This is a genomic window from Oribacterium sp. oral taxon 078 str. F0262, from assembly GCF_000160135.1.
Taxonomy (GTDB): domain Bacteria; phylum Bacillota; class Clostridia; order Lachnospirales; family Lachnospiraceae; genus Oribacterium.
Genome location: NZ_GG729934.1, coordinates 739065 through 764203 on the forward strand (window position 1 = coordinate 739065; position 25139 = coordinate 764203).

Annotated in this window: 26 protein-coding genes, 1 tRNA gene and 1 other RNA gene; 26 read left to right on the forward strand and 2 right to left on the reverse strand. The window is 57.2% G+C overall.

Going from position 1 to position 25139, the window contains the following annotated elements:
* Nucleotides 1-9: 9 nt before the first annotated feature.
* Nucleotides 10-750, forward strand: coding sequence for a YebC/PmpR family DNA-binding transcriptional regulator (locus tag GCWU000341_RS07175; protein WP_009215195.1), 741 nt, complete (start codon nt 10-12; stop codon nt 748-750).
* Between the two features lie 24 nt (nt 751-774).
* On the opposite strand, the gene GCWU000341_RS07180 is transcribed toward GCWU000341_RS07175, so the two are convergent.
* Nucleotides 775-2592 carry an Rqc2 family fibronectin-binding protein gene (locus tag GCWU000341_RS07180; protein ID WP_009215196.1) on the reverse strand — a complete coding sequence of 606 codons (1818 nt, stop codon included), beginning with the start codon at nt 2590-2592 and terminating at the stop codon, nt 775-777.
* 119 nt (nt 2593-2711) lie between these two features.
* On the opposite strand from GCWU000341_RS07180, the gene GCWU000341_RS07185 reads away from it, so the two are divergent.
* The 25 genes from GCWU000341_RS07185 (at nt 2712) to GCWU000341_RS07300 (ending at nt 24616) form a co-directional block, all read left to right on the forward strand.
* On the forward strand, nt 2712-3593 hold the full coding sequence (locus GCWU000341_RS07185) for a YicC/YloC family endoribonuclease (RefSeq protein ID WP_040653581.1): 882 nt from the start codon (nt 2712-2714) through the stop codon (nt 3591-3593).
* 62 nt (nt 3594-3655) lie between these two features.
* Entirely contained in the window at nt 3656-4300 is a 645-nt protein-coding gene (gene gmk, locus GCWU000341_RS07190) for a guanylate kinase (RefSeq protein WP_009215198.1), read from the forward strand.
* The gene (gene rpoZ, locus GCWU000341_RS07195; protein ID WP_009215199.1) at nt 4278-4697 is read left to right on the forward strand and encodes a DNA-directed RNA polymerase subunit omega; all 420 of its coding nucleotides are present in this window, start codon (nt 4278-4280) and stop codon (nt 4695-4697) included. The genes gmk and rpoZ overlap by 23 nt, the downstream gene beginning before the upstream one ends.
* A complete protein-coding gene (gene rimO, locus GCWU000341_RS07200; protein ID WP_009215200.1) occupies nt 4697-5977 on the forward strand; it encodes a 30S ribosomal protein S12 methylthiotransferase RimO in 1281 nt (426 codons plus the stop codon). Before rpoZ ends, rimO begins: the two co-directional genes overlap by 1 nt.
* Entirely contained in the window at nt 5961-6503 is a 543-nt protein-coding gene (gene pgsA / locus GCWU000341_RS07205) for a CDP-diacylglycerol--glycerol-3-phosphate 3-phosphatidyltransferase (RefSeq protein ID WP_009215201.1), read from the forward strand. Before rimO ends, pgsA begins: the two co-directional genes overlap by 17 nt.
* Before the next feature lie 4 nt (nt 6504-6507).
* Nucleotides 6508-7041 carry a CinA family protein gene (locus GCWU000341_RS07210; protein ID WP_009215202.1) on the forward strand — a complete coding sequence of 178 codons (534 nt, stop codon included), beginning with the start codon at nt 6508-6510 and terminating at the stop codon, nt 7039-7041.
* Between the two features lie 3 nt (nt 7042-7044).
* Nucleotides 7045-7320 (forward strand): hypothetical protein, encoded by a 276-nt coding sequence (locus GCWU000341_RS07215; RefSeq protein WP_009215203.1) that lies wholly within the window; start codon nt 7045-7047, stop codon nt 7318-7320.
* Between the two features lie 42 nt (nt 7321-7362).
* Nucleotides 7363-8631, forward strand: coding sequence for a hypothetical protein (locus GCWU000341_RS07220; RefSeq protein WP_009215204.1), 1269 nt, complete (start codon nt 7363-7365; stop codon nt 8629-8631).
* Complete coding sequence (locus tag GCWU000341_RS07225) at nt 8621-9049, forward strand: GerW family sporulation protein (RefSeq protein ID WP_009215205.1); 429 nt, start codon at nt 8621-8623, stop codon at nt 9047-9049. The genes GCWU000341_RS07220 and GCWU000341_RS07225 overlap by 11 nt, the downstream gene beginning before the upstream one ends.
* 172 nt (nt 9050-9221) lie before the next feature.
* Nucleotides 9222-9428, forward strand: a complete 207-nt coding sequence (gene rpmB, locus GCWU000341_RS13135) for a 50S ribosomal protein L28 (RefSeq protein WP_081443163.1) — start codon at nt 9222-9224, stop codon at nt 9426-9428.
* A 138-nt stretch (nt 9429-9566) separates the two neighbouring features.
* Nucleotides 9567-9926 carry an Asp23/Gls24 family envelope stress response protein gene (locus GCWU000341_RS07235; protein WP_009215207.1) on the forward strand — a complete coding sequence of 120 codons (360 nt, stop codon included), beginning with the start codon at nt 9567-9569 and terminating at the stop codon, nt 9924-9926.
* A gap of 22 nt (nt 9927-9948) precedes the next feature.
* Nucleotides 9949-11646, forward strand: coding sequence for a DAK2 domain-containing protein (locus GCWU000341_RS07240; RefSeq protein WP_009215208.1), 1698 nt, complete (start codon nt 9949-9951; stop codon nt 11644-11646).
* A 262-nt stretch (nt 11647-11908) separates the two neighbouring features.
* Nucleotides 11909-12307, forward strand: a complete 399-nt coding sequence (locus GCWU000341_RS13140; protein ID WP_009215210.1) for a putative ATP-dependent DNA helicase RecG — start codon at nt 11909-11911, stop codon at nt 12305-12307.
* Nucleotides 12270-13964, forward strand: a complete 1695-nt coding sequence (locus tag GCWU000341_RS07245; protein WP_009215211.1) for an ATP-dependent DNA helicase RecG — start codon at nt 12270-12272, stop codon at nt 13962-13964. The genes GCWU000341_RS13140 and GCWU000341_RS07245 overlap by 38 nt, the downstream gene beginning before the upstream one ends.
* A gap of 164 nt (nt 13965-14128) precedes the next feature.
* Nucleotides 14129-14695 carry a 16S rRNA (guanine(966)-N(2))-methyltransferase RsmD gene (gene rsmD / locus GCWU000341_RS07250; protein ID WP_009215213.1) on the forward strand — a complete coding sequence of 189 codons (567 nt, stop codon included), beginning with the start codon at nt 14129-14131 and terminating at the stop codon, nt 14693-14695.
* The gene (coaD, locus tag GCWU000341_RS07255; RefSeq protein WP_009215214.1) at nt 14692-15186 is read left to right on the forward strand and encodes a pantetheine-phosphate adenylyltransferase; all 495 of its coding nucleotides are present in this window, start codon (nt 14692-14694) and stop codon (nt 15184-15186) included. The genes rsmD and coaD overlap by 4 nt, the downstream gene beginning before the upstream one ends.
* A 20-nt stretch (nt 15187-15206) precedes the next feature.
* Nucleotides 15207-15818: an HrpE/YscL family type III secretion apparatus protein gene (locus GCWU000341_RS07260; RefSeq protein WP_009215215.1), complete on the forward strand. Its 612-nt coding sequence runs from the start codon at nt 15207-15209 to the stop codon at nt 15816-15818.
* Between the two features lie 291 nt (nt 15819-16109).
* Nucleotides 16110-16183 (forward strand) — tRNA-Pro (locus tag GCWU000341_RS07265).
* Nucleotides 16184-16335: 152 nt separating this feature from the next.
* A complete protein-coding gene (locus tag GCWU000341_RS07270; protein WP_009215216.1) occupies nt 16336-16800 on the forward strand; it encodes a GNAT family N-acetyltransferase in 465 nt (154 codons plus the stop codon).
* A gap of 268 nt (nt 16801-17068) precedes the next feature.
* Entirely contained in the window at nt 17069-18418 is a 1350-nt protein-coding gene (locus tag GCWU000341_RS07275; RefSeq protein ID WP_040653848.1) for a sodium-dependent transporter, read from the forward strand.
* A gap of 99 nt (nt 18419-18517) precedes the next feature.
* The gene (locus tag GCWU000341_RS07280; RefSeq protein ID WP_040653850.1) at nt 18518-19561 is read left to right on the forward strand and encodes a deoxyguanosinetriphosphate triphosphohydrolase; all 1044 of its coding nucleotides are present in this window, start codon (nt 18518-18520) and stop codon (nt 19559-19561) included.
* Between the two features lie 44 nt (nt 19562-19605).
* A complete protein-coding gene (gene dnaG, locus GCWU000341_RS07285; RefSeq protein WP_009215220.1) occupies nt 19606-21360 on the forward strand; it encodes a DNA primase in 1755 nt (584 codons plus the stop codon).
* Between the two features lie 15 nt (nt 21361-21375).
* On the forward strand, nt 21376-22044 hold the full coding sequence (locus GCWU000341_RS07290) for a tRNA (adenine(22)-N(1))-methyltransferase (protein ID WP_009215221.1): 669 nt from the start codon (nt 21376-21378) through the stop codon (nt 22042-22044).
* On the forward strand, nt 22034-22852 hold the full coding sequence (locus GCWU000341_RS07295; RefSeq protein ID WP_009215222.1) for a Nif3-like dinuclear metal center hexameric protein: 819 nt from the start codon (nt 22034-22036) through the stop codon (nt 22850-22852). The genes GCWU000341_RS07290 and GCWU000341_RS07295 overlap by 11 nt, the downstream gene beginning before the upstream one ends.
* A gap of 108 nt (nt 22853-22960) precedes the next feature.
* On the forward strand, nt 22961-24616 hold the full coding sequence (locus GCWU000341_RS07300; protein WP_040653584.1) for a nucleoside kinase: 1656 nt from the start codon (nt 22961-22963) through the stop codon (nt 24614-24616).
* A 149-nt stretch (nt 24617-24765) separates the two neighbouring features.
* Here the strand turns inward: GCWU000341_RS07300 and rnpB are convergent.
* Nucleotides 24766-25109, reverse strand: an RNA gene (gene rnpB / locus GCWU000341_RS12670) — RNase P RNA component class A.
* Nucleotides 25110-25139: the final 30 nt, after the last annotated feature.

Genomic DNA, 25139 nt, shown 5'->3' on the forward strand with positions numbered 1-25139 from the left:
GAGAGGTTTATGTCAGGACATTCAAAGTTTTCGAATATCAAAGCAAAGAAGGAAAAGAACGACGCCGCGAAGGGAAAGATCTTTACCGTCATCGGACACGAGCTCGCGCTCGCCGTGAAGCAGGGCGGCGCGGACCCGGCGAGCAACAGCAAGCTCAGGGATGTCATCGCGAAGGCGAAGGCGAATAATATGCCGAATGATACGATAAACAACGGCATCAAGAAGGCCGCGGGATCGCTGGAAAGCGTGAATTTCGAGGAGCTTCAGTACGAGGGCTACGGCGTAAACGGCGTCGCCATCATCGTGAAAGCCCTGACTGACAACAAAAACCGCTCCGCGGCGGATGTGCGCTCCGCCTTTGCGAAGGGGAGGGGGTCTCTTGGAACGCAGGGCTCCGTCTCCTTCCTCTTTGATGAAAAGGGGCAGATCATCCTGGATAAGGAAGCCATGGAGGATCTGGACAAGGACTTTGACAGTTTGATGGAGCTTGCGCTCGAGGCCGGGGCGGAGGACATCCGGGAGGAAGAGGATTCCTATGAGATTCTCACCTCTCCGGAGGACTTTTCCTCGGTCCGCGAGGAGTTGGAGAAGCAGGGAATCCCGATGGCGGAGGCCGATATCGTCATGATCCCGCAGAACTATGTCTCCGTGACCGAGGAGGAGGCTGTGAAAAATCTCCGGCGGACACTGGACCTTCTCGAGGAGTCCGACGATGTGCAAAATGTCTATACCAACTGGGAGGAGGAGTAGCGGATGAGAGGGAAGCCCGAGGGGCTAAGAGGAGAGCTCCTCAAGCCTTCTCTCCGGCATGACGCTGAGAGAGTAGTTGCTGTGATAGATCACAAAGCCGGGGGCCGCGCCCGGCACTCTCTTTAACTCCTTTCGGAAGGTGTAGTCCACCTCGACCTTCTGCTCCTTTCTGCGGGAGGAATAGAAGGCGGCCAGGGAGGCGGCCTCCAGAAAGAGGCGATCCGGGAGCTCCTCGAGGGACTTTCCCCCGGTTCTTGCGATGACGTGGGAGCCGGGGGAATTCTTTACGTGGAACCATAGGTCTCCCCCGTCCGCAAGCTGAAAGCTCAGCTTTTCATTCTGATAGTTGTTCCTTCCCACATAGAGCTCATAGCCGTCGGAGGACAGGAAGCGGAGAGGCTTCGCCTTCTCGCTCTCCCGGAGCTTTTTCTTCCCCGGACTCTTCCGGAGAAAGCCGTAGTCCTCCATCTCCTGCCGGATCTCCTGAAGCTCCGCCTCTCCCTCCGAGAGCTCCAGAGCGCTGAGGATGGACTGGAGATGGAGAAGCTCATTTCGGCTTTCCTGAAGCTGCGCACTGAGCTTTTGCTCAGTGCGCTTTTGCTTGTCATATTTTTCAAAGTAGCGCTGCGCGTTTTCGGAGGCCGTGAGATCGCTCCGAAGAGGAACGGAGATCTCCTTTCCGTCATAGAAATTTTCACATCGAAGCTCTGTCTCCCCTCCCTTTAAGGAGTAGCCATAGGTGTGGAGAAGCTCGCCGTAGACGCGGTAGCGCTCCCGGCCCTCTGTGTCCTTCAGCTGCTTTTCCTGGAGGGAGAGCTTCTTTGCGGATCGCTCCAGCAGGGTGGTGAGAAGCTTTCGGAGATCCCCGCTTTTTTGGCGGATTCGGCTCTGCCGGTCCTTTTCCGAATAGAAGCGGCGGATCAGGGCGGAGACGCTTTCCACCCGTTCGAGGCGGAAGCTTTCCTTCCCGGGAGCGGGATCCTTCTCCGGATCGGATGCCCGGCCCTCATAGGAGAAGAGGTAGAGCGCCGAAAAGTCCTTCGCCTCACTGTCCCTTCCTCTTCCCTGATAGAGGAGACAGGGATCCGGATCCTGCGTGAGAGCTTCCCTTAGCTTCCGATACAGAAGGGGAAGCTTCTCCCCGCTTTGCGCTGAGGCCGGAAGATCCGGGTCGAGGTTCGCCCGGAAGCAAAGCTCCTGGCTGCTCAGAGGACTGAAGCCTGTCAGGCTCCGATAGAGCGCCTGGTAGAGAGGGAGCTCCTCCCGGAGGAGAAGCTCCGAAAGGCCATTTTCCGTGAGAGAGAGCGGATTTTCCTTTCCGGCCTGAGAGGGGATGAAATAGCTTCGGTTTGGGAGAACCTCCCGCACGGAGGACTGAGAGGCGGAGATCCGCCGGATCGCGTCGAGGATCGTGAGATCCTCCCGGAGAAGGATCAGATTGGAATATTTTCCCATGAGCTCCGTGACGAGATAGCGCCTTGCGCGGTCTCCGAGCTCATCGAAGCACTCGATCTCCAGGACGATGATCCTCTCAAGCCCCTCCTCGGAGAGGCTTTTTCCCGGCTGATGGATCGAGACGATCGTCCCGTTTCCGATCTGCTTTCTAAGAGACATGCAAAAGCCCGGCGCGATTGCCGGGGCGGGCTTTCCTTCCTCTGTGATGCAGCAGAGAGGGAGAGAGGGATTCACCGAGATCTGAAGACGGAAGCTTTCCTTCTGCCTTCGGATGAGAAGCTGAATCTCGTCCCGCTCCGGCTGTATGATCTTAGAGAGCTTTCCGCCGCAGAGGTATTTCCTGAACTCCTTTACACTGGCAGAGACCATAAATCCATCGTATGCCATAGATTAAATTCCCTTTCTGCCTTTCCGAACTTGAAAATATCAGGACAAGTGCATTATAATCATACTATTATAGTGATTTCACGAATGCTTGGCAAGTGAGCGCAGGAGGGGGGCAGAGGATGGCATTGAGAAGTATGACGGGATTTGGCCGCTCTGAGCAGACGCTTTCCGATATTAGGATCTCCGTGGAATTAAAATCCGTGAACTCCCGTTTCCTGGATCTTAATCTCCGGATGCCGAAGAAATTCAATGCACTGGAGGGAAGGATTCGAAAGAGAGTGAAGGACTATCTCTCCCGGGGCAAGCTGGATCTCTACCTGATGTATGAGGATTTTTCCGTGGAGAGGGGGAAGCTCTGTCTGAACCTCTCCCTCGCAAGGGAGTATTACGCGGCGCTCTCACAGATCGCGGAGGCGCTTTCGATCCGAAACGAACCGCAGGCGAGCCGCATCGCGGAATTTCCGGATGTCCTCCTTCTGACGGAGGAGGAGGGGGACCGGGAGAAGCTCTGGGCGCGCCTGAATCCCTGTCTCACAGAGGCGCTGGAGTCCTTCCTTGAGAACCGGGAGGCGGAGGGGATAAACCTCGGAGAGGATCTCCTTGCAAAGCTCAGGGAGATGGAGGAAATCGTTCAAAAGATAGAAAAAAGATCCCCAGAGATCGTGCGTCTCCATGAGAGACATCTCCGGGAGAAGCTCAGCGAGCTTCTCAGCGATACGGAGATCGATGAGGGGAGGCTCATGCAGGAGATGGTCCTCTACACGGATAAGCTTTGTACGGATGAGGAGCTCGTCCGTCTTCACAGTCATATCGACAATATGAGGCGGAAGCTCACAGAGGGAGGAACGGTGGGAAGGGAGCTCGACTTCCTCGCGCAGGAGATGAACCGGGAGGCCAATACGATCCTTTCGAAGGCGAATGACATGCTTGTCTCCGAGGACGCGATTCATCTTAAGACACTCATCGAGAAGATCAGGGAGCAGGTACAGAATCTGGAGTAGAAGAGAGAAAACCCAGGGCGGGAGAACTGCGGAATCTGAAACAGAGGGGGAAAGCGGGAGGAATGATGGAAAAGGGACTGCTGGTTGTGGTATCCGGCTTCTCCGGCGCCGGAAAGGGCACGATCATGAGGAGGCTGATGGAGCGCTACGACGGCTACGCGCTCTCGATTTCCGCGACGACGAGGGCGCCGAGACCGGGCGAGCGCTCGGGGAGAGAGTATTTCTTCGTGGACAAGGACTGCTTCGAGGAGATGATCGACCGGGATGAGCTCGTGGAGTATGCCAAATATGTGGACCATTACTACGGGACGCCCAGAGCCTTCGTGGAGGAGAAGCGGGAGGAGGGAAAGGATGTGATCCTGGAGATCGAGATCCAGGGGGCCCTGAAAATCAAGCAGAAATTCCCGGACGCCATCCTCGTCTTTCTGACCCCTCCCAGTGCGGAGGAGCTGAGAAGCCGCTTAATCGGAAGGGGGACAGAGGAGCTCTCCGCGGTTCACCGGCGCCTTATGAGAGCGGTCGCAGAGGCGGACGGCGTCGAAGCCTATGACTATATCCTCGTGAATGAGGATATTGACACCTGTACGGAAAACCTGCATAATCTTATACGCGCTTCCCATGACCGGGCGAGCGCGCATCTCGATATCATCGAGTGCATCAGAAAAGACCTTAGGAGGATCGAAAATGCTGCGGCCAACCTATCATGATTTAATCCATTCCATCAACAGCGGCAGAGAGGACAGAGAGAAGGACGTCGAATCCCGCTACTCGGTGGTCATCGCATCGGCGAAGAGGGCCCGGCAGATCATTGACGGTTCGGAGCCTCTTCTCCCGGGGGAGGAGGGGAAGAAGCCTCTTTCCATCGCGATTGAGGAGATCTCGAAAAATGTCGTGACGATCGAGAGGGGCTCTTTGGAGGAGGACGGCCCGGACTCCCTTCCCGTCGGACAGAGGGATTATGCCTCCTACAGTGCGGAGGAGGATGAGGAGAACGACGGCTTTGAGGACTCCGAGGAGGAAGACGAAGAAGAAAGAGACGAGAAGGACGAGGGCGCGGAGAGCGCTTACGGAGAGGACGACTACGAGTCCGACAGTGAGGCCTGATGAAGCTTTACATGGTCTCGCTGGGCTGCGATAAAAACCGGGTGGACTCCGAGAAGCTGCTCTCCTCCCTCCTCCTGAAGCATCCCGGCTCCTCTGTGACGGATGATCCGGAGGAGGCGGAGCTCGCCATCGTAAACACCTGCTCCTTTATCGGACCCGCGAAGGAGGAGAGCATCCAGACGATTCTCGCCCTTGGGGAGTATAAAAAGACCGCCCGACTGCAAAAGCTGCTTGTCGCCGGCTGCCTCGCGGAACGATATCGGGAGGAGATCCGGAAGGAGCTCCCGGAGGTGGATGAGGTAATCGGCGTGAGCGACTACGTGAGCCGGCTGGACCTCCAGATGGAGAGGGTCGCAAGCGGAGAGCAGTACAGCGATTATCTGAAGATCGCGGAGGGCTGCGACAAATACTGCAGCTACTGCATCATACCGAAGCTCCGGGGACATTACCGCTCCATTCCGATGGAGCATCTTCTCCGGGAGGCGGAGCAGCTTTCTCTGAGAGGAGTGAAGGAGCTGAATCTGGTCGCGCAGGAGACTACGCTCTACGGCACGGATCTCTATGGGAAGAAGGCGCTCCCCGAGCTCATACAAAGGCTCTCCGCTGTCGAAGGCATCGAGTGGATCCGGCTGCTCTACTGCTATCCCGAGGAGATCGAGCTTCCGCTCATCCGGGAGATCAGGGATAACGCGAAGCTCTGCCATTACCTGGATCTTCCGATCCAGCATGCCTCGGACCGGATCCTAGGCCGCATGCGCCGGAGAACCAGAGCCTCGGAGCTCCGGGAGAAGATCGCACTTTTACGGAGGGAGATCCCGGACATCACTCTCCGGACGACGCTCATCACGGGCTTTCCCGGGGAGAGTGAGGAGGACTTTCGGGAGCTTCTCGATTTCACAAGGGAGCTCCGCTTCGACCGCCTCGGCGTCTTCCCCTACTCGAGAGAGGAGGGGACCGCGGCGGCAGAGATGGAGGGACAGCTCCCGGAGAAGCTGAAGCGCGAGAGATGGAAAAAGCTTATGGAGCTTCAGCAGGGCATCGCCTTTGAGAAGGCGAAGGAGCAGATCGGAAGGAGGCTCCGCGTCCTGATCACGGCCTATGATCCCGGGGCGAAGCATTATATCGCGCGCTCCTATATGGATGCGCCGGAGATCGACAGCTTCGTCTATGTCAATGCGGGATCCCGGAGGAACCTTTTGGCCGGGGACATGCGGCAGGTCAGGATCACGGGGAGCCGGGGCTATGACCTGATAGGAGAGCTGGATGAATCTACCCAATAAACTGACGCTTTTCAGAGTGCTGCTGGTCCCGGTCTTTGTCTTTCTCCTCCTCTTTCGGGGCGGAGAGGAGATGGGATTTCGGATCGCGGCGCTCGCCGTGTTTTCTCTCGCCTCCTTCACGGACTTTCTCGACGGACAGATCGCAAGAAGGTATCATCTTGTCACGAATTTTGGGAAGTTCATGGACCCCCTGGCGGATAAGCTTTTGGTCTCTTCCGCTCTCATCTCTATGATTGAGCTCCGGGAGCTTCCCGCCTGGTATGGGATTATCATTATCGCGAGGGAGTTTATCATTTCAGGCTTTCGTCTCGTAGCGGCGGACAAGGGTATTGTGATCGCGGCCTCCTGGTGGGGGAAGTGGAAGACGGTCTCCCAGATGCTTCTCGTGATTCTTCTGATTCTGAATCTCGAGCCGCTCCGGCCCGCGACGGAGCTTTTTCTGTTCCTCGCGCTGGCGCTGACCATAATTTCCCTCTGCGATTATATCCGAAAAAATCTTCATGTGCTGACGGAAGGAGGACTTTGATCTGATGGGAGAGAAGAAGGACAAAAAGGAGCTCAGCCAGCTCCTGGACAGGATCAAGGACAGCCCGATTGAGGAACAGCTGGTGCAGCTGCTCCGGGAGAGAAAGCTCACCATCACGACGGCGGAGAGCCTGACCGGCGGCCTGGTCGCGGCGGCGCTGACCTCTGTCCCCGGGGCTTCGGACTGCTTCAAGGTCGGCTATATCACCTACTCCAATAAGGCGAAGAGGAAGGTGCTCTCCGTGAAGAAGGATCTCCTCCGGAAGGAGGGGGCCGTCTCCGCACCGGTGGCCAGAGAGATGGCAATCGGCGCTATGATGGAGTCCGAGGCGGATCTCAGCGTCGCGGTGACGGGGAATGCCGGGCCGGAGGGGATGGAGGATAAGCCGGTGGGACTGGTCTATATCGCGGTCTGTGCCAGGGGAAAGACCCGGGTCGAGGAGTTCCACTTCGAGGGAGATCGGAGAGAGATCCGAGAGCAGACCGTAGAGAAGGCGCTCCTCATGGTAAAAAATACCGTGGTGGAGAAATTTGTATAGCGGATGCGCTTCGCAGAGGAGCTCCGCTTCGGGGCACATGCCAAAAAGCACAGGCGTTATCTCCTGGAGAATATCGAGAAGGGGCGCTTCCAGCCGGGGGCCTTCCTCATCGCGGAGGCCGAACCGCCGAGGCTCTTTGAGATCTATCCCTCCTACTGGCTTCTGGAGCCGCACTTTAAGGAGAGAGATCTTCTGATCCTGGGGATCGGCTATGGACGCCCGGACACGCTTCGGCTTTTGCAAAAGATGGTGGAGGAACGGCTTTCGCGGGAGGAATAAGGGAAAAGGCGCCGCCCGTCCGGAAGGGAGGAGCGAGACAAGATGCTTATGATAGGGATTCTCCTCGCGGTCCTGAAGACCCTTCTCTTCCTCATCCTCCTTCTTTTTTGCCTGATCCTTCTCATCCTCCTGCTCCTGCTTCTCTCCCCGTTTTCCTATCGCTTCGAGGCAGCCCGGAGCAAAGAGGGGGAGAATCGCGCCCATTTCTCCGTCCGCTTCCTCTTCGGTCTCTTTCGCTTTTGGGCAGGCTATGAAAGAGAGCTCTCCTTTCAGGCGAAGCTGTTTCTTTTCACCCTGCTGGACAGCGGGGGGGAGAGCCGGGAGGAATCCCGGTCCGAAATGCCCCGTCCGGGCTCTTATCCTGACAGATCGGAGGAAGGGACAGAGAATAGCTCCCGTTCTTCCTCCGATGCATCCGATACGCCTCGTCCCACCGCCAGGGAGCTACGGACTGACTTTCCTCTTGAGAAATCAGAGGGAAGATCGGGGGAAGGAACAGAGAATAAGCCCTGTTCTTCCTCTGAGGCACCCGATTCGACCCGTCCCGACAGCGGGGAGCAGTGGCCCGGCCCTTCTCCTGATAGAGCGGAGAAAGAGAGGGAGGATAAGCCCTGTTCTTCCTCTGATACATCCGATTCGCCCCGCCCCATCGCCAAGGAGCTGCGGACTGGCTTTTCTCCTGAGAAACGCAAAGCTGAGAAATCAGAGGAAAGAGCGGAGAAAGAGATCGAGCCGCCTCCCGATCCCGCTCCCGATGATCTGGGGCAGGAGGGGAAAGAAGCGGGGGAGAGGACGCGCGGTCCGGCGGCGGGAGAGAAGGAGAGTTCCCGGGATGGGTTAAAGAGACTCCGTCTTCTCCTTTTGGAAGAAAACAGGGAAGCGCTCCTTAAAATCCTGCGAAAGCTCCGCTCTCTTCTCCGGCACTGGGGGATAAGGAGACTGCGGGGAGAGATCATTTTCGGCATGGAGGACCCTTATCTTCTCGGAAAGCTTCTGGAGCTCCTGAGCTTTTTCTATCCGCTCTACGGGAGGGAGCTCTCCCTGGAGCCTCACTTTGGGGAGAAGCGCCTGGAGGGCTGGATCTATGGAAGGGGACATATCCGCCTGATTCATCTCGTCCTTTTGGGAATCCCGCTCCTCATGGACAGAAGAATCAGAGGACTTATTTCCGGCGCAGGCGGAGAGAGGGAAAAGCGGGAAGAGAAAGAGATGGAGGAGGGAGAGCCCGGGCGATCGGAGGGACCGGGATCCCGTGCGGAAAGCGCCCGTTCTAAGAGGCGGGAACCCAGGGAGGAAAGAGATGGCGAATGAGAATGTGAAGGAGCTGATGGAGAGCGTTTTCCGGGGACTCGACGGCTTCGTCAATACGAAGACCGTCGTCGGAGAGCCCGTGCAGATTGGGGATGCGACGCTGGTTCCGCTCATCGAGGTGAGCTGCGGCATGGCCTCCGGCGGCTTTCTCCAAAACAGAGACAGGAAAAACGGGACAGCCTCCGCGGCCGCGATGAGCTCAAAGATCACGCCGAGCGCCATGCTCATCATCCAAAACGGCAGGTCGAAGCTCATCCATGTGAAGAGCCAGGACGCGGTCGAAAAGCTGCTCGAGCTGCTCCCGGAGCTTCTGGACCGCTTTACCGGCGGAAGCCAGGTCTCAAAGAGCGCGGAGAAGAAGGCGGAGGACCTCATGAAGGGCGCTGAGCCGGAGATTACGATCGAGGAGCTGGACTAGGTCCGGGGCCGGGATTATAGGAGGGCGCTCTGAAAAAAGGGCTGCTTTCGGATAAGGAGAGAGCGAAGCGGCGGGGAGAGCGGCTTTTAATACTTGCAATCTGCGGGGAACTTTGCTATCATAGTTCAGTCGCGTTAAAAGCCGCGAAATCTGCAAAGAGGGAGGTGCAACCATGGCTAAGTGTGCGATTTGTGGGAAGGCAGTTCATTTCGGAAACCAGGTGAGCCATTCACATAGAAGATCCAACAAGATTTGGAGAGCTAATGTCAAGTCGGTCAGAGTAAAGGTAGATGGCGGTACAAAGAAGATGTATGTATGTACTTCCTGCTTGAGATCCGGCAAGGTGGAGCGGGCGATTTCCGGAAGCGCGAAGGCGTGATCGGGGAAGAGAGAGAAATGAGCCGGGGGGCATGGCGAGGGAATCGCATGCCCCCTTTTTGGCGCCCCGCTCCGCTTTTCAGGAGTCCGGACTTGTTGTATAATGGGCGAAAAGACGGACTAGAGGGAGGAAATCTTTATGAAGGCTAAGATCGCTTCGAAAATGGGCGAGATACAGATCTCATCCGATGTCATCGCGACCTACGCGGGAACCACGGCGGTGGGCTGCTTTGGCATTGTGGGCATGGCGAAGCTTTCCATGAGAGAGGGCGGCATCGCGCGTCTGCTCCGCGACGAGAGTCTCAGAAAGGGGATCACCGTCAACATCGTAAATAACGAGATTGATCTCGACTTCCACGTGATTGTCGCCTACGGCGTGAGCATACAGGCGGTCTGCGGCAACCTGACAGAGAGCGTCCGCTATAAGCTGGAGGAATTCACGGGCATGAAGGTGAACCGTGTGAGCGTCTATGTGGAAGGCGTGCGGCTGATCGACTGAGGATGAAGGAGGATAGTTAGCTGTGGGGAATCAGATAAGCGCAGGACAGCTCAAGGAGGCCTTTCTGGCCGGAGCCAGCCTGCTGAATGAGAAAAAGGAGCTCATCAACGAGCTGAACGTCTTCCCGGTCCCGGACGGCGATACCGGAACCAATATGACGATGACGATCCTCTCAGCCGCGAGGGAGGTGGCCGATATCGAGGAGCCTGACATCGAAAATGTCACGAAGGCCATGGCGGGCGGCTCACTTCGCGGCGCGAGAGGGAACTCCGGAGTCATCCTCTCCCAGCTGATCCGCGGCTTCACGAAGGAGCTCAGAGAGAGCGGCGTGATCGACGCCCCGGTCCTCGCGAGAGCCTTCAACCGGGCTGTGGAGACTGCCTACCGCGCCGTCATGAAGCCGAAGGAGGGGACGATCCTGACTGTCGCGAAGGGAGTGGCGGAGCGCATGACGGAGCTCGCTGTCTCCGAGGAGGGACTGATTCCCATTCTGGAAAAGGTGCTCGAGTACGGAGACGAGGTGCTCGAAAAGACACCGGAGCTGCTACCGGTTTTGAAGGAAGCCGGTGTCGTCGACTCCGGCGGGAAGGGGCTCATGACGGTCCTCTACGGCGCCCTTCTCTCCCTGAAGGGGGAAAAGACGGAGCTTAAGCTGGAGCTCGGGGATCCGGGGAGCGGAGAGGGAGCGCCTCTTCCCTCGGGAGAAGGAAGTCGGAGCGGAGAGCTTTCCACAGCGGATATCCGCTTTGGCTATTGTACGGAATTTATGATAAACGGCGAGCACGAGTTCAGAGATGAGGAGGTGGAGGCACTCCGAAGCTGGCTGGAGGGAGTGGGGGATTCCATCGTCTGCTTCTCCGACGGAAATATCATAAAGGTCCATGTCCACACGAACCACCCCGGAAACGCCTTCGAAAAGGGACTCTCCATGGGTTATCTCTCGAAGATGAAGGTCGACAACATGCGCCTTGAGCATAACGAGAGACTGATCCGGGATGCCTCGAGGATCGCTGCGATGCAAAGCCTCGAGAGGGAAAAGGCAGAGGAGGAAGCGGAGGAGAAGGACTTTGCCTTTCTCGCCGTCTGTGCCGGAGAGGGGCTCGCGGAGGTCTTTAAGGGGATCGGAGCGGACAGAATCATCTCCGGGGGACAGACGATGAATCCGTCCACGGAGGACATCCTGAAGGCCGCGGAGGGGCTCAGGGCAAAGCATATCTTTATCCTTCCGAACAATAAAAACATCGTTCTCGCGGCCAATCAGGCGGCGGCTCTCTCGGAGGGAGGGGAGCTCCATGTGATTCCCTCTCTGACGATTCCCCAGGGGATCAGCGCGATGATCGCCTTCAGCCCGGATATGGGGGTGGAGGAGAACGAGAAGGCGATGAGGGAGGCCATGTCCAAGGTCAGCTCCGCCGAAGTCACCTATGCGGTGCGGAACACGGTCATCGAGGGGAGGGCCATCGCGGAGGGAAACATCATCTGCATCGGAGACCGGGGACTGCTCTCGGTTTCAGAGACGGTGCAGGAGTCCGTCTCCGAAGCTCTGAACGCTATGTTAAGACCGGATTCCGAGATCATCACCCTCTACTACGGAGAGGATGTGCGGGAGGAGGAGGCGGAGCAGCTTGCAAAGAAGCTGCGGGAAGAGCATCCGGAGCAGGAGCTTGAGCTTCAGCCCGGGGGGCAGCCCGTCTACTATTATTTCATCTCGGTGGAATAAGGCTGGGATTTCACCACGCCCAAATAGGGAGGGACAGCGCTGTAAAAGCACTGCGCCCAGGGAGCTTTTCCCGGAGAGAAAGAGAAGCCGGGATGGAAAGCCGGGGGCTTCCTGAATTTTGACGAAGGAAAAGGAAGCCATGGCCACGACGATTGCAGGATAAGCGGTATAAGAGAGGAAAGACCGGGAGGAGCACAGACTGCGGCGGAAGGCAGAGAGGATATTTTCTGCTGCTTCCGCCCGCCGGGGAAAGGGAATCGGGATGGAGCTTCAGCTTCTGAAGGGGGTCGGGCCGAAAACGGAGGAGATCTTCCGAAGGCTCGGAATTCATTCGGCAGAGGAGCTCCTCTTTTATTTTCCGACGGACTATCTCCTCTACCCGCCGCTCCGCGCGGTGTCTGAGCTCAGAGAGGGGGAGAGGGAGGCGGTCTATGCCTCTCTTTTGGGGGATGCCAGGCTGTTTCGGGGAAACGGGCTCGTGACGCTCACGGTCTCCGCCGGGGATCTGTCCGGAAGGCTCTTTCTCCGCTGGTTTCATTCCCCTTTTCTGAAAAAAAAGACTTCGCGCGGGAGAGAGCTTCGTCTTTTACGGGAGAGTCTCCCGCTTTCGGGGAAGGCTTTTCATGGAGCAGCCGAAGCTTTTTTCGAGGGAGGAGTATAAGAAGATGCAGGGGGTCCCGGAGCCGGTCTATCCAAAGAGCGCGGGACTCTCCGGACAGACGATCCGAAAGGCGGTCCGGGCGGCTCTTCTCGGTTTCTCTGAGGATCCCTCTCCTCTTCATGCCTTTGACTTTGTCCCGGAGACTCTCCGAAGGAGGCGGGACCTCCCCGGGCTCTATGAGAGCCTTTCCGCCGTTCACTGCCCCGGGAGCGAGGAGGAGGCGCTTCTTGCGAGGGAGCGCTTTTCCTACGAGGAGCTTTTGCTTTTTTCTCTCGCTCTCTTAAGGAGGAAGCGGGAGCGGAGCGGGGAAAGAAGCCGCTTTCTCCTCACAGAGAGGGGAGAGGCGGAGCGTTTCCTGCATTCCCTCCCCTTTTCTCTCACGGAGGGGCAGAGGGAAGCGATCCGGGAGATCGAAGGAGAGCTCTCCGGCGGCTTTGTGATGAACCGCCTTTTGCAGGGAGATGTGGGATCGGGGAAGACCGTCGTCGCCTTCTACGCTCTCTTCCTCGCGGCTTCCTCCGGCTTCCAGGCGGCCATGATGGCGCCGACGGAGCTCCTCGCCCGTCAGCACTATGAGAAGCTCAGGGAGATACTGAAGAAGATTTCTCTCCCCTGGGAGGCAGCTCTTCTCACCGGCTCTTTGAGCCGGGGGGAGAAGAGAGAGCTCTGCCGGAGGATAGAGGAGGGAGAGCTGAGACTCATCCTCGGGACCCATGCGCTCTTTCAGGAGGGGATTCATTATCCGGCCCTCTCTCTCGTCGTGACAGACGAGCAGCAGCGCTTCGGCGTCCTGCAGAGGAAGGCCTTCTCGGAAAAGGGGAGCCGGCCTCACATCCTTCTCCTCTCCGCGACACCGATCCCGCGGACCCTCTCCCTCCTCCTCTATCAGGATATGCAGGTCTCCCGCATCCCCGGGCGCCCGGCAGAGCGCCTTCCGGTAAAGAATGCGCTGATCGGCGCGGGAGAGCGGGGAAAGGCGTGGAGATTTCTCGCGGGGGAGTGCAGAAAGGGGCGGCAGGCCTACATCATCTGCCCGATGATCGAGGATAACGGAGAGCCGGAGCTTCAGAATGTCTCGGAATATCAGCGTAAGCTCCGGGCCTTTCTGCCGGAGGGCTTCCGGATCGAGGGGCTCCACGGGAGGATGAGAGCGGAGGAAAAGGAGCGGATCATGGAGAGCTTTCTCCGACGCGAGATCGACATCCTCGTATCCACCACCGTCGTCGAGGTCGGGGTCGATGTCCCGAATGCCAGTGTAATTTTGATCGAGAATGCCGAGCGCTTCGGACTTGCCCAGCTCCATCAGCTCCGCGGAAGAGTGGGACGATCCTCCCTTCAGAGCTACTGCATCCTGCTGGACTGCAAAAACTCGAAGAAGTCGAGGGAGCGCCTCTCTGTCCTTGTCCGCTCAAACGACGGCTTTTGGATCGCAGAGGAGGATCTCAGGCTCCGCGGACCGGGAGAGCTCTTCGGGATCCGTCAGTCCGGAGCGCTCCAGTTTCGCTTTGCGGACATCTACCGGGACAAAGAGCTCTGGAAGGAAGCCTCCCGGGACGCTACAGAGCTCCTGGAGGAGGATCCGGGGCTCTCGGAGAAACGGAATGAAAAACTTCAAAAAAGGCTCTTTGACTTTGAAGGGGCGGGAGAGGTGCTGTGAAATGCGGCAGACGGCCTGTTTCAGATTTGTTTTCGGATCAAGATACGGCAGGGCGGAGGAGAGGGCAGTACGGCAGTGCGGGAAGCAGACAGAGGGATGGGAATCGCAGCGGAAAAGAGAGGGCGAATTGGCTCTTCGGGCAGAGATAGGGAATGAGGTCAAATATGAGAGTGATTGCAGGGAGCGCGAGGCGCATGAATCTTCGGACGGTGGATTCCATGGATACGAGGCCGACCACGGACCGCATCAAAGAGACCCTTTTTAATATGATTCAGTTTGATGTCCCCGGGACCGAGGTCCTGGACCTCTTTGCGGGATCGGGAGGAATCGGCATCGAGGCTCTTTCGAGAGGGGCGAAGCGGGCCGTTTTCTGTGACAACAGAAAGGAGGCCGTCTCCTGCATTCAGGAAAATCTCGTTCGCACCCATCTCATGGACCGGGCCGAGCTGATCCTCGGGGACTATGCGGCCGCTCTGGAGAAGCTTAAAAGACGGGACTATCACTTCGGCCTGGTTTTTCTGGACCCGCCCTACGGCCAGGGACTTTGTGAGAGGGCACTGCAGCGGCTTTCCGGGAAAGAGTATGTGGACAAAAGGACGGTCTTTATCCTGGAATGCGCTCTTAAGGAGGGGGCGGAGCTCTGGGAGGCGGAGCGCTATGAGCTCATCCGGGAGAAGTGCTATAAGACGAATAAGCATGTCTTTCTCCGTCTGAGAGAGGAGCGGCCATGAGGATTGCGCTCTATCCGGGATCCTTCGATCCTGTGACCTTCGGGCACCTGGATATTATCGAGAGAAGCGCGAAAATTTTTGACAGACTTTTTGTGGGGGTGCTCGTGAACAGCGTAAAAACCCCGTTGTTTTCTATGGAAGAACGTGTTAGAATGATTAGCGTTCTGATAAAAGGACTTAAAAATGTTGAGGTGCGCTCCTTTTCGGGGCTCACTGTGGATTATGCGAGAAGTCTCGGCGCCACGGTCATCGTCCGCGGGCTCCGCGCGGTGACGGACTTTGAGTATGAGCTTCAGCTCTCACAGACGAATAAGGTCATGGCGGCCGACATCGATACCGTTTTTTTGACGACAAACTTAAAATATTCCTATCTGAGTTCCAGCACCGTGAAGGAGATCGCCTCCTACGGCGGGGACATCCGTCCCTTTGTGCCGGAGAATGTGATTCGGGAAATTCATCGGAAGCTGGGGACGGATTTTATCGCAGAATAAAGGCAGAGGGTGAGGAGAAGATGAGCAGAATTGAGCAGTTGATTGGAGAAATCGAGGAATACATTGACAGCTGTAAATATCAGCCTCTTTCCAATACCAAGATCCTTGTGAACAAGGAGGAGATGGAGGAGCTTCTCGTAGAGCTTCGCCTCCGGGTCCCCGACGAGATCAAGAAGTATCAGAAAATCATCTCTCAGCAGGAGGCGATCATCGCGGACGCGAAAAATCAGGCGGACAGCATGATCACCGACGCAAAGCTTCAGACCGAGGAGATGGTATCCGACAACGAAATCATGCAGCAGGCCTATGCGAAGGCCAATGAGCTGATGCAGCAGGCGCAGGCGCAGGCGGAGAGTATCGTAAACAGCGCGATGACGGACGCGGACAATATCCGCTCCAATGCGATTCAGTATACCGATGAGATGCTGGCGAGCCTGGAGACGATCATCGGGCGCTCGATCGATGACGCGCAGACCCGCTACGACGGGCTGCTCTCCTCCCTGAAGAGCTCTCAGGAGATCGTGCTCTCCAATCGCGCAGAGCTCTCCCAGGCCTTTATGCCGCAGCAGCAGGCGCAGCCGGGACAGGGCGCGGATGCTTCGGAGGGAGGGCCTTTGCAGATTCCGCAATAAGCTTCCCGCGCTGCTCTATGGCAGCGCTCTGAATGGACTGAATGGAAGATATCAAAGCCGTTCGCGCCGCATCGTCGGCGGGAACGGATATTTGCGTTTCTGCATTTCCATTTCCGCTTCCCGTCCGGAAAAACCACTGAATTATGGCAGGGGATGCGCGGGGCAGCCGGTCTCGAATCTATGGGGATGAAGAGCATGAAATCTTACGAAAGGGATTGACAAAGCAGGACGGATGGAGTAATATAGCCCATGTCGCAGCAAGAGAAAAAACCGGCTGCGGCGGGGAAAAGGCGATGCGTGGCTCAGCTTGGTAGAGCGCTGCGTTCGGGACGCAGAGGCCGCTGGTTCGAATCCAGTCGCATCGATCTGAGAGAGGAGAGCGTGCCTCTCTCTTTTTATGTTAAAATTAGAGAATTGTTTTAAAATCGGAGAATAGAAGACTGAATTTACGCGTTTTGCATCCTGCGCATTTTACATAGTGCATGAGAGGCATAAGAAAGGGATACGGGGATCGCTTATGAAGATCAGCTTTCAAAAGGGGATTCGTAAAGACAATGCTTTGCTTCTATGCGGCTGGTCCAATGAGGAGGGGAGGGAATTTCAGGAGCAGTGGATGGGGCCCAGGCTCTCTTATCCGCTGAATTATGACAAGATCAAGGAGCTGGAACATATCTTTTCGATCTTCGATAAGGAGGAATTTATCGGAGTGATCCAGGAAGTGAGAATCGAAGAGGACAGGATACACATCGGGAGATTTGTGATAGATCCCGAAAAGACAGGAAGGGGTCTTGGAACGGCGGCGATGAAGGGATTTTTGGATTTTATTTTTGAGGATGACAGGATTCAAAGTATTTCCTTAACCGTGTTCGATTTCAATCAAAACGCGAAGAGGCTCTATGAGAAGCTCGGCTTTGAAATCGAGGAGGTTATTGAGAATCCGAAGCGGAAATACATTATGAGAAAATATCGCGATAAAGGATAAATTTTAAGGGAAAGAGGCTGCCTTGGGCCAAGCCTCTTTCGCCGCGGCATTTTGCATCTTAGCCTCGGGAGGGGAAGACAGAATGGGAGCGCCTTTTTTCGGACAAGGGGAGGAAGACAGAGCGGGAGCGCTTCCTTCCGGCGGATAAAGAAGGGAAAACGGAGCGGCGGAGCGAACGGTCTTCCGCGCGGTGGATAAGAGGCGGCGATCATGCTATAATGCGGGGGAAGGCGGGAAACGAGGGAAAGAGGAAGCAAAGGGGGAGAGGATGGAGAGAGAGAGCTTTAAATCGAGGCTCGGCTTTATTTTAGTCAGTGCGGGCTGTGCGATCGGAATCGGCAATGTATGGAAATTCCCCTATCTTGTGGGACAAAACGGCGGGGGCATCTTTGTGCTCTTTTACCTTCTCTTTCTCCTTTTCATGGGGATGCCGGTCCTCACGATGGAGCTTGCTGTCGGAAGAGCCAGCAAAAAGAGTGTGGTAGAGGGCTACCGGGCGCTGGAACCGAAGGGGAGCGTCTGGCATGTCCACGGCTGGTTCTGTATCGCGGGCTGCTATCTTCTCATGATGTATTATACGACGGTATCCGGCTGGATGCTCTCGTATTTTCTGAAGTTTGCCTTCGGAAGCTTTCAGGGCGGTCTTATGGACAGCGGGCAGGTCTTTTCCTCCATGCTCGGGAAGCCCGAGGAGATGGCGCTTTGCATGGCGGTGATCGTCATCGCCGGCTTTATGATCTGCTCCCTCGGACTGCAGAAGGGGCTTGAGAAGGTGACGACCGTCATGATGAGCTGCCTTCTCCTTTTGATTATTCTTCTTGCGCTCCACAGCCTCCTGCTTCCCGGGGCCTCGGAGGGGGCGGCGTTTTACCTCCTTCCGAGTCTTGAGAGGGTGCGGGAGATCGGACTTTCCCATGTGATCACCGCCGCGATGAATCAGGCCTTTTTCACACTGAGTCTCGGCATCGCCGCGATGGAGATCTTCGGAAGCTATATGTCGGATGAGTTCACGCTGACCGGAGAGGCGGTTCGGATCTGCGCTCTGGATACCTTCGTCGCCATCGTGGCGGGTCTCATCATCTTCCCCGCCTGCTTCAGCTTTCATGTGGAGCCGGATTCCGGCCCCGCTCTCATCTTTCTCACGCTGCCGAAGCTTTTTGTGAATATGGCGGGAGGCAGGGTCTGGGGGAGCCTCTTCTTCCTCTTTATGAGCTTTGCCAGCTTCTCCACCGTGATCGCGGTCTTTGAAAATCTGCTGGCGAGCTGCATCGACAACTTCGGCTGGGATCGGAGGAAGGCGGTTTACATCAACTGCATCTTCATCCTCCTCGCCAGCATCCCCTGCGTGCTGGGATATAATCTCTGGAGCCATGTCCACTTGATCGGCGGACGGGATATCCTGGACTCCGAGGATTTCATCGTGAGCAATCTCCTCCTGCCGCTCGGAGCCCTCATTTATCTCCTCTTTTGCACGGGGAGACTGGGCTGGGGCTATGAGAACTATATGGCGGAGTGCAATAAGGGAAGCGGCCTCAGGATGCCTCGCTTCCTGAAGCCGTATTTTCGCTTCATTCTGCCTCTTATGATCCTTTTCATCCTGATTCAGGGCCTGCGCTAGCATTTCCCTCTTTTCAGATCTTTTCCTTAAGATTTTTCTTAAGATCGTTTCCGATGCGGGAGGTCCGGAAGGGAGGCGCATATGAATATCCGGGAACAGATGAATATCCGGGAACAGATGGAGGAGCGGGAGAGAAGGACGCTCTCTTCCTATGCGGCTCTGTCCGAAAAATCCCGTGGAAGGGACCGCTTCGAGCCGGAGGATGACATCCGTCCGGTCTACGAGAGGGACCGGGACCGGATCCTGCACTGTAAGTCCTTCCGGAGATTAAAGCATAAGACCCAGGTCTTCATCGCTCCGGAGGGGGATCATTACCGGACAAGGCTCACGCATACGCTGGAGGTAAGCCAGATCGCGCGTACCTTCGCGAAGGCACTCCGCCTGAATGAGGACCTCACGGAGGCCATTGCCCTGGGACATGATCTCGGACATACGCCCTTTGGACATGCCGGAGAGCGGGTTTTGAATGAGCTCTGTATCCGGGGCTTTTCCCATGTGGAGCAGAGCGTGCGCGTGGTAGAGGTGCTGGAGAAGGGCGGGATGGGCTTAAACCTCACGAAGGAGGTGCGGGACGGGATCCTGAACCACCGCTCCTCCGGGAAGCCGGCGACCCTGGAGGGACAGGCGGTCCGCTTTGCGGATAAGATCGCCTATCTGAACCACGACATTGACGACGCGATCCGGGCGGGACTTTTCACGGAGGAGGAGCTTCCGAGGGAATATACGGATCTCCTCGGGCACAGCGTGAAGGATCGTTTAAACACGCTGATCCGCGCGGTGATCTTCCACTCCATCGATGAGCCCTGTCTTCGGATGGAGCCGGAGACCGAGGAGGGAATGCAGGGGCTTCGGCGATGGATGTTTCAAAATGTCTACACCGGGGGAGAGGCGAAGCGGGAGGAGTGGAAGGTCAAGGGGATGCTGGAGCTGCTCTTTGACTTTTACTACCGGAATCCCTCGGAGATGACGGAGGAGTACCGGGAGCTTCTCGGCAGGGATCTTTCGGAGCTCCCTCTCGGAGGAGAGGAAGAGAGGATCGCGAAGCAGCGAATCGTCTGTGACTACATCGCGGGGATGACGGATGACTACTGCACGAGGAAGTTTTTGCAGTATTTCGTCCCTAAGGGCTGGCAGAAGTATTAGGGGATGGAGATGGGGATAGGGCAGGGAGGAAAGGAGAGGGGAGCTTGTATTATCCGGATGAGTTCATCGAAGAGCTTCGCTCCAGGGCGAATATCGTCGATGTGATCGGAAATTATGTCTCGCTGAAAAAGAGGGGCGCGAACTACTTCGGACTCTGTCCCTTTCACGGAGAGAAGACGCCCTCCTTTTCCGTCGCGCCGGGAAAGCAGATCTTTTACTGCTTTGGCTGCGGGAAGGGGGGAGATGTCCTGAAATTCCTGATGGAATACGAGAACATCAGCTTTCAGGAGGCCGTGCAGAGGCTCGCTTCCGAGCTCAATGTCCCGCTGCCGGAGCTCTCGGATACAGGAGCGGGCAGGGCAGAGCGGGACAGAAGGATGAGACTTTTAGAGCTGAATCGGGACGCGGCGGTCTTTTTCTATGCGGCGCTTCGCTCCGATGCGGGGGCCCCCGGACTTTCCTACCTGAAGAAAAGAGGGATCCGCGGAGAGACGATCGTCCACTGGGGACTCGGCTATGCGGATCAAAGGAGAGACAGTCTCTACCGCTATCTTAAGGGGAAGGGCTATGAGGATGAGCTTCTCCGGGACTCCGGCCTCTTCCGCTTTTCGGAAAGGGGAGTCAGCGACCGATTTTTTCAGCGTGTGATCTTTCCGATCCTGGATGTCAATATGCGGGTGATCGGTTTCGGGGGCAGAGTCATCGGAGAGGGCGAGCCGAAGTATCTGAACTCTCCGGAGACCGAGCTCTTCGATAAGTCCAGGAACCTCTTCGGGCTCAACTTCGCGAAGAGGTCGAGGCAGAAGCAGATGATACTCTGCGAGGGCTATATGGATGTGATCAGTATGCATCAGGCCGGCTTTTCGAATGCGGTGGCTTCCCTCGGCACCTCTTTGACGGAGCGGCAGGCCGCCCTTCTAAAGCGCTATGTCTCGGAGCTTGTGCTCTCCTACGACTCGGACAATGCGGGGGTGAAGGCGGCAAAGCGGGCGATCCCGATCCTGCGAGAGGCCGGCGTGGAGCCAAAGCTCCTGGACTTAAGGCCGTGTAAGGACCCGGATGAGCTGATCCGGACAAAGGGACCGGACAGCCTCCGGGAGAGGCTCTCCAAAGCGCGGAATGCCTTTCTCTGGGAGGTGGAGACGGAGAAGGGGAATTACGATTTGCAGGATCCCGCGGGACTAAATGCCTATTACCAGGCGGTCGGGAAGCTTCTCTCCGTAAGCTTTTCCGATCCCCTGGAGAGGGAGAGCTATATCCGGGCTGTCGCGAGAGAGCAGCTCATCGACTATGAGCTTCTTCGGCAGCTGGTGGAGAGAAGATCCGGGGAGCAGAGTCCGCTCCTGAACCCTCCCGGAAGGGGAGACAGCCGGGAGCAGAGAAGATCCGGGCGGAGAGCGGAGAGCCGGGAGCAGAGGACAGAGCGGCAGCTCATCGCCTGGCTCTCGGAAAAGCCGGATATGATCCCCATCGCGGAGAAGCACATCCGCCCCTCGGAGCTCTCGGATGAGATCTGCCGGGAGATCTTCCCTCTTCTTTGTCAAAGACTTCCGGCGAGCCGGATTCTGGACCGTTTCCGGGGAGATGAGGAGCGCTACGAGAGGGCGGCCTCCCTCCTGAGCGGAGATCCCGTAGGCACAGAGAGCGATGAGAAGGCTCTCCTCAAGGGGCTCGAGGATATCATCCGGAGCATCCGACTCCGGAGACTGAACGAGGAGATTGAAAGAGAGAGCGACGGGGAGAGGCTGACGGAGCTTTTTCGGGAGCAGTCGGCGCTTCAGAGCTTCCGGCTCTCCTGAGAGAAGGGAGGAAACTTGTCCGAGCGCCTGGAGAGAATCATAGCCTCCGCCGGGAGCTGCGCTGTGGTCTGCGATATCGGCTGCGACCACGCCTATGTCCCGATCGAGCTTGTGAAAAGAGGGGCCGCGGAGCGGGCTATAGCCTGCGACATCCGCCCGGGCCCGCTCCTTCAGGCACGGCGGAATGTGGAGGAAGCGGGGCTCTCCGGCAGGATTTCGCTTCGGCTCGGAGACGGGCTCAAGGAGGTAAAGGCGGGAGAAGCGGAGCTCGTCATCCTCTCCGGCATGGGAGGGAGGCTTATGGAGGAGATCCTGAGAGGGCGGCTCCGGGATTTCCAAAGCTTCCTGCTCTCTCCGCAGTCTGAGCCGGAGAGGGTCCGGGCTCTCGTCCTCCGGGAGGGCCTCTCTATCGCAGGGGAGGAGATGCTTTCGGAGGACGGGAAATATTATCTTATCCTCCGGGCGGAGAGGAGAAAGGCGGGGGAAGAGAGAGAGGAGGCTTCCTACTCGGAGATCGAGCTTTTGTATGGGAGAGAGCTCCTTTTGAGACGAGACATCGTGCTCCGCGCCTTTTTGGAAAGGGAGAGGGCGCGCTATGAAGAGATTTTGAAGAGGACAGATAAGGCAGAGATTCTCAGGGAAGCCTGGAATCTGAGGGAGGCGCTGGAAAGATATGAGACTTAGGGAGATCACAGAGAGACTGGAGCGTTTATTTCCGCGGGACGCCGCCTGCGACTGGGATAATCCGGGGCTTCTCGTCGGGCATCTCGATGCGGAGGTTCACAGCATCTATGTGGCATTGGATGCGACAGAGGAGGTCATAGAGGAGGCAGTCTCCCGGGGCTGCGAGCTTATCGTGACGCACCATCCCGTCATCTTCCGGGGCGTGCGGGAGCTGAGCGATGCCTCCCCCCTTGGGAGGAAGCTGCTTCGGCTCGTGGAGAGCCGGACAGCGGTCTTTTCCATGCACACAAATTATGACGCCTCCCCATCCGGCATGGGGCAGCTCGTCTCCCGGATGCTCGGACTCAGGATGCTCGCTCCGCTGGAGGAAATTCCCTTCCGGGAACAGAGGAGAGAGACGGAGGAGAGCGCGGAGGGGGGAGAGCGCTATGGGATCGGCTTTCTCGCGGAGCTTCCCGATATCCTGAGCCCGGAGAGCTTTTCCCTCCTTGTGAAAAGGGTCTTCCGCCTTCCCGCGGTGGAGCTCTACGACGCGGGGCGTCCCGTAAAGAGGATCGCCTGCTGCCCGGGGAGCGGGAGAGGCCAGCTTGCCAATGTGCTTCGCTCCGGAGCGGGGCTTTTTCTGAGCGGAGACCTGGGGCACCACGACGGCCTGGACTTTGTGGAGGCCGGAATCAGCCTCGTAAACGCGGGGCATTATGGACTGGAGCATCCCTTTTCGGAGGAGCTCGCGGGACTTTTGTCCGCAGAATACCCGGAGCTTTCCGTGACCGCGGCCCCGATCCGCTTTCCCGCCCGCTTTCTGTAGGGGTCGCGGTTTGCTTGAAAATGCCCCTGCTTCTGCCTATACTGAGGAGGGGCCGGAATTGCCCGGGCCGCCGGGAGATCGATCGAAGAGAGAGCTAGGAGGTTTTCAGTGAGAATTACAGTGGGAGACAGGGCGGTGGATTTTCCTCAGGGAACCGTCTGGAAGGATGTCGCGGAGCGCTTCCAGGGGGAGTATCCGAGGGAGATTCTCCTCGCGAAGGTCGGCCCGAGACTTTACGAGCTGCACAAGAGATGCCCGGAGCGGGACATGGAGGCGGAGTTTATCACGGCGGGGGATAAGATCGGGAACATGACCTACCGGAGATCCGCGATCCTCATGATGCTGAAGGCCTTCTTCAATGTCTGTGAAGGGGTGGAGGGCTTTGATGTCATTGTGGAATACAGCATCGGCGGGGGGATCTACTGCCATCTGAAGGGAGAGCTTAGTGTGACGCCGGAGCTCCTCGATACGGTGAAGGAAACCATGCGGGGCTACAGCGAGAGGAAGCTCCCGATCATGAAGCATTCTGTCCCCACGGATGAGGCGATCCGCTTTTTCCGGAGAGTGGGCATGCATTCCAAGGAGCACCTCTTCCGCTATCGGATGACGAGCCGTGTGAACCTCTACTCACTGGGGAACTTCGAGGACTATTTCTATGGCTTCATGGTGATGGACTGCGGCTATATCCGTCTCTTTGACCTCCTTCCCTATAATGGGGGCTTCGTTCTTCTGCTTCCGACGGAGACCTGCCCGGATGCCCTTCCTCCGTTTCGCCCGATGGAGAAGCTCTTTTCCGTGCAGAAGAGCTCCACAGACTGGGCGGAGAAGGTCGGCATCGCCAATATCGGCATGCTGAATGATATGATCGTACAGGGGGAAACGGATCATCTGATTTTGATGCAGGAGGCGATCTTTGAGAAGACGGTCGGCGATATCGCGGCAGAGATCAGCGCGCAGGACAGAAAGGCCGTCCTGATCGCCGGGCCCTCCTCCTCCGGGAAGACGAGCTTCAGCAAGCGCCTCGCGATACAGCTTCAGGCTCTCGGAAAGAAGCCGCATCCGATCTCCGTCGACAACTACTTCATAAACCGGGCGCTCGCGCCGCGGGATGAGAACGGAAGCTATGACTTCGAATCCATAGGGAGCGTCGATCTCCCGACCTTCAACAGGGACATGGCGGCCCTGCTCCGAGGGGAAAGCGTGGAGCTGCCCCGCTATAATTTCTTTACGGGAGAGCGGGAGTACAAGGGAGATTTCCGGAAGCTCTCCCGGGACGATATCCTTGTGATCGAAGGGATTCACTGCCTGAATCCCCTCATGTCCGAGTCCCTCCCGGAGGAGGCGAAGTTCCGGGTCTATATCTCTGCGCTCACGCAGCTGAACATCGATGAGCATAACCGCATTCCGAGCACAGATGCGCGGCTCATCCGCCGTATGGTCCGGGACAACAGGACCCGCGGCTATTCCGCAGAGGATACGATCAGTATGTGGAAGAATGTGAGAAGGGGAGAGGAGAGAAATATCTTCCCCTATCAGGAGAGAGCGGATGTCATGGTGAATTCCGCGATGCTCTACGAGCTCCCGGTCCTAAAGATCTTTGCGGAGCCGATCCTCTTTCAGATCAAGGAGACTTCTCCCTCCTGGCAGGAGGCAAAGCGCCTCCTGAAGTTTTTGGACTATATGCTTCCGATCAGTCCCGAATTCATCCCGCAAAACTCCATCGTCCGGGAATTTATCGGGGGGAGCTGCCTGGATGTCGGCTGAGCTTACTGCGGCATGCTTTCCTCCTCGCTCAGCGCGGAGAAGCTATATTTTTCCATGCCGGGCTGCCGGGAAGAATAAAAAAGCAGGGCTTAATTTTAAGCCCTGCCTGTATTGGAAAGCTTCCCAAGTTTTGGGGGAGTGATTTTTCTGGGATGAGTACCGCTGTAAGCCGGGTTATGTCGTGGATGGTCATCTATCTAGGACTCATGTCGCCATGAGCCTCAAGCAACCTACCCGAGAGCGGACGAGCAGCCCTGTGCTCTCTGTTTGGTCTTGCTTCGGATGGGGTTTACACGGCGCCGCCTGTTGCCAGACGACCGGTAGTCTCTTACACTGCCTTTTCACCCTTACCGGATTTCCGGCGGTAATTTTCTGCTGCACTGTCCTGTGAGTCACCTCAACCTGACGTTATCAGGCATCCTGCTCTGTGAAGCCCGGACTTTCCTCTCCCGGAAGCTCTCGCCTCTCCGGCAGCGACCACCCGCGGTACTCCAGGGAGAATTCTAGTATAAATCCGGGAGAC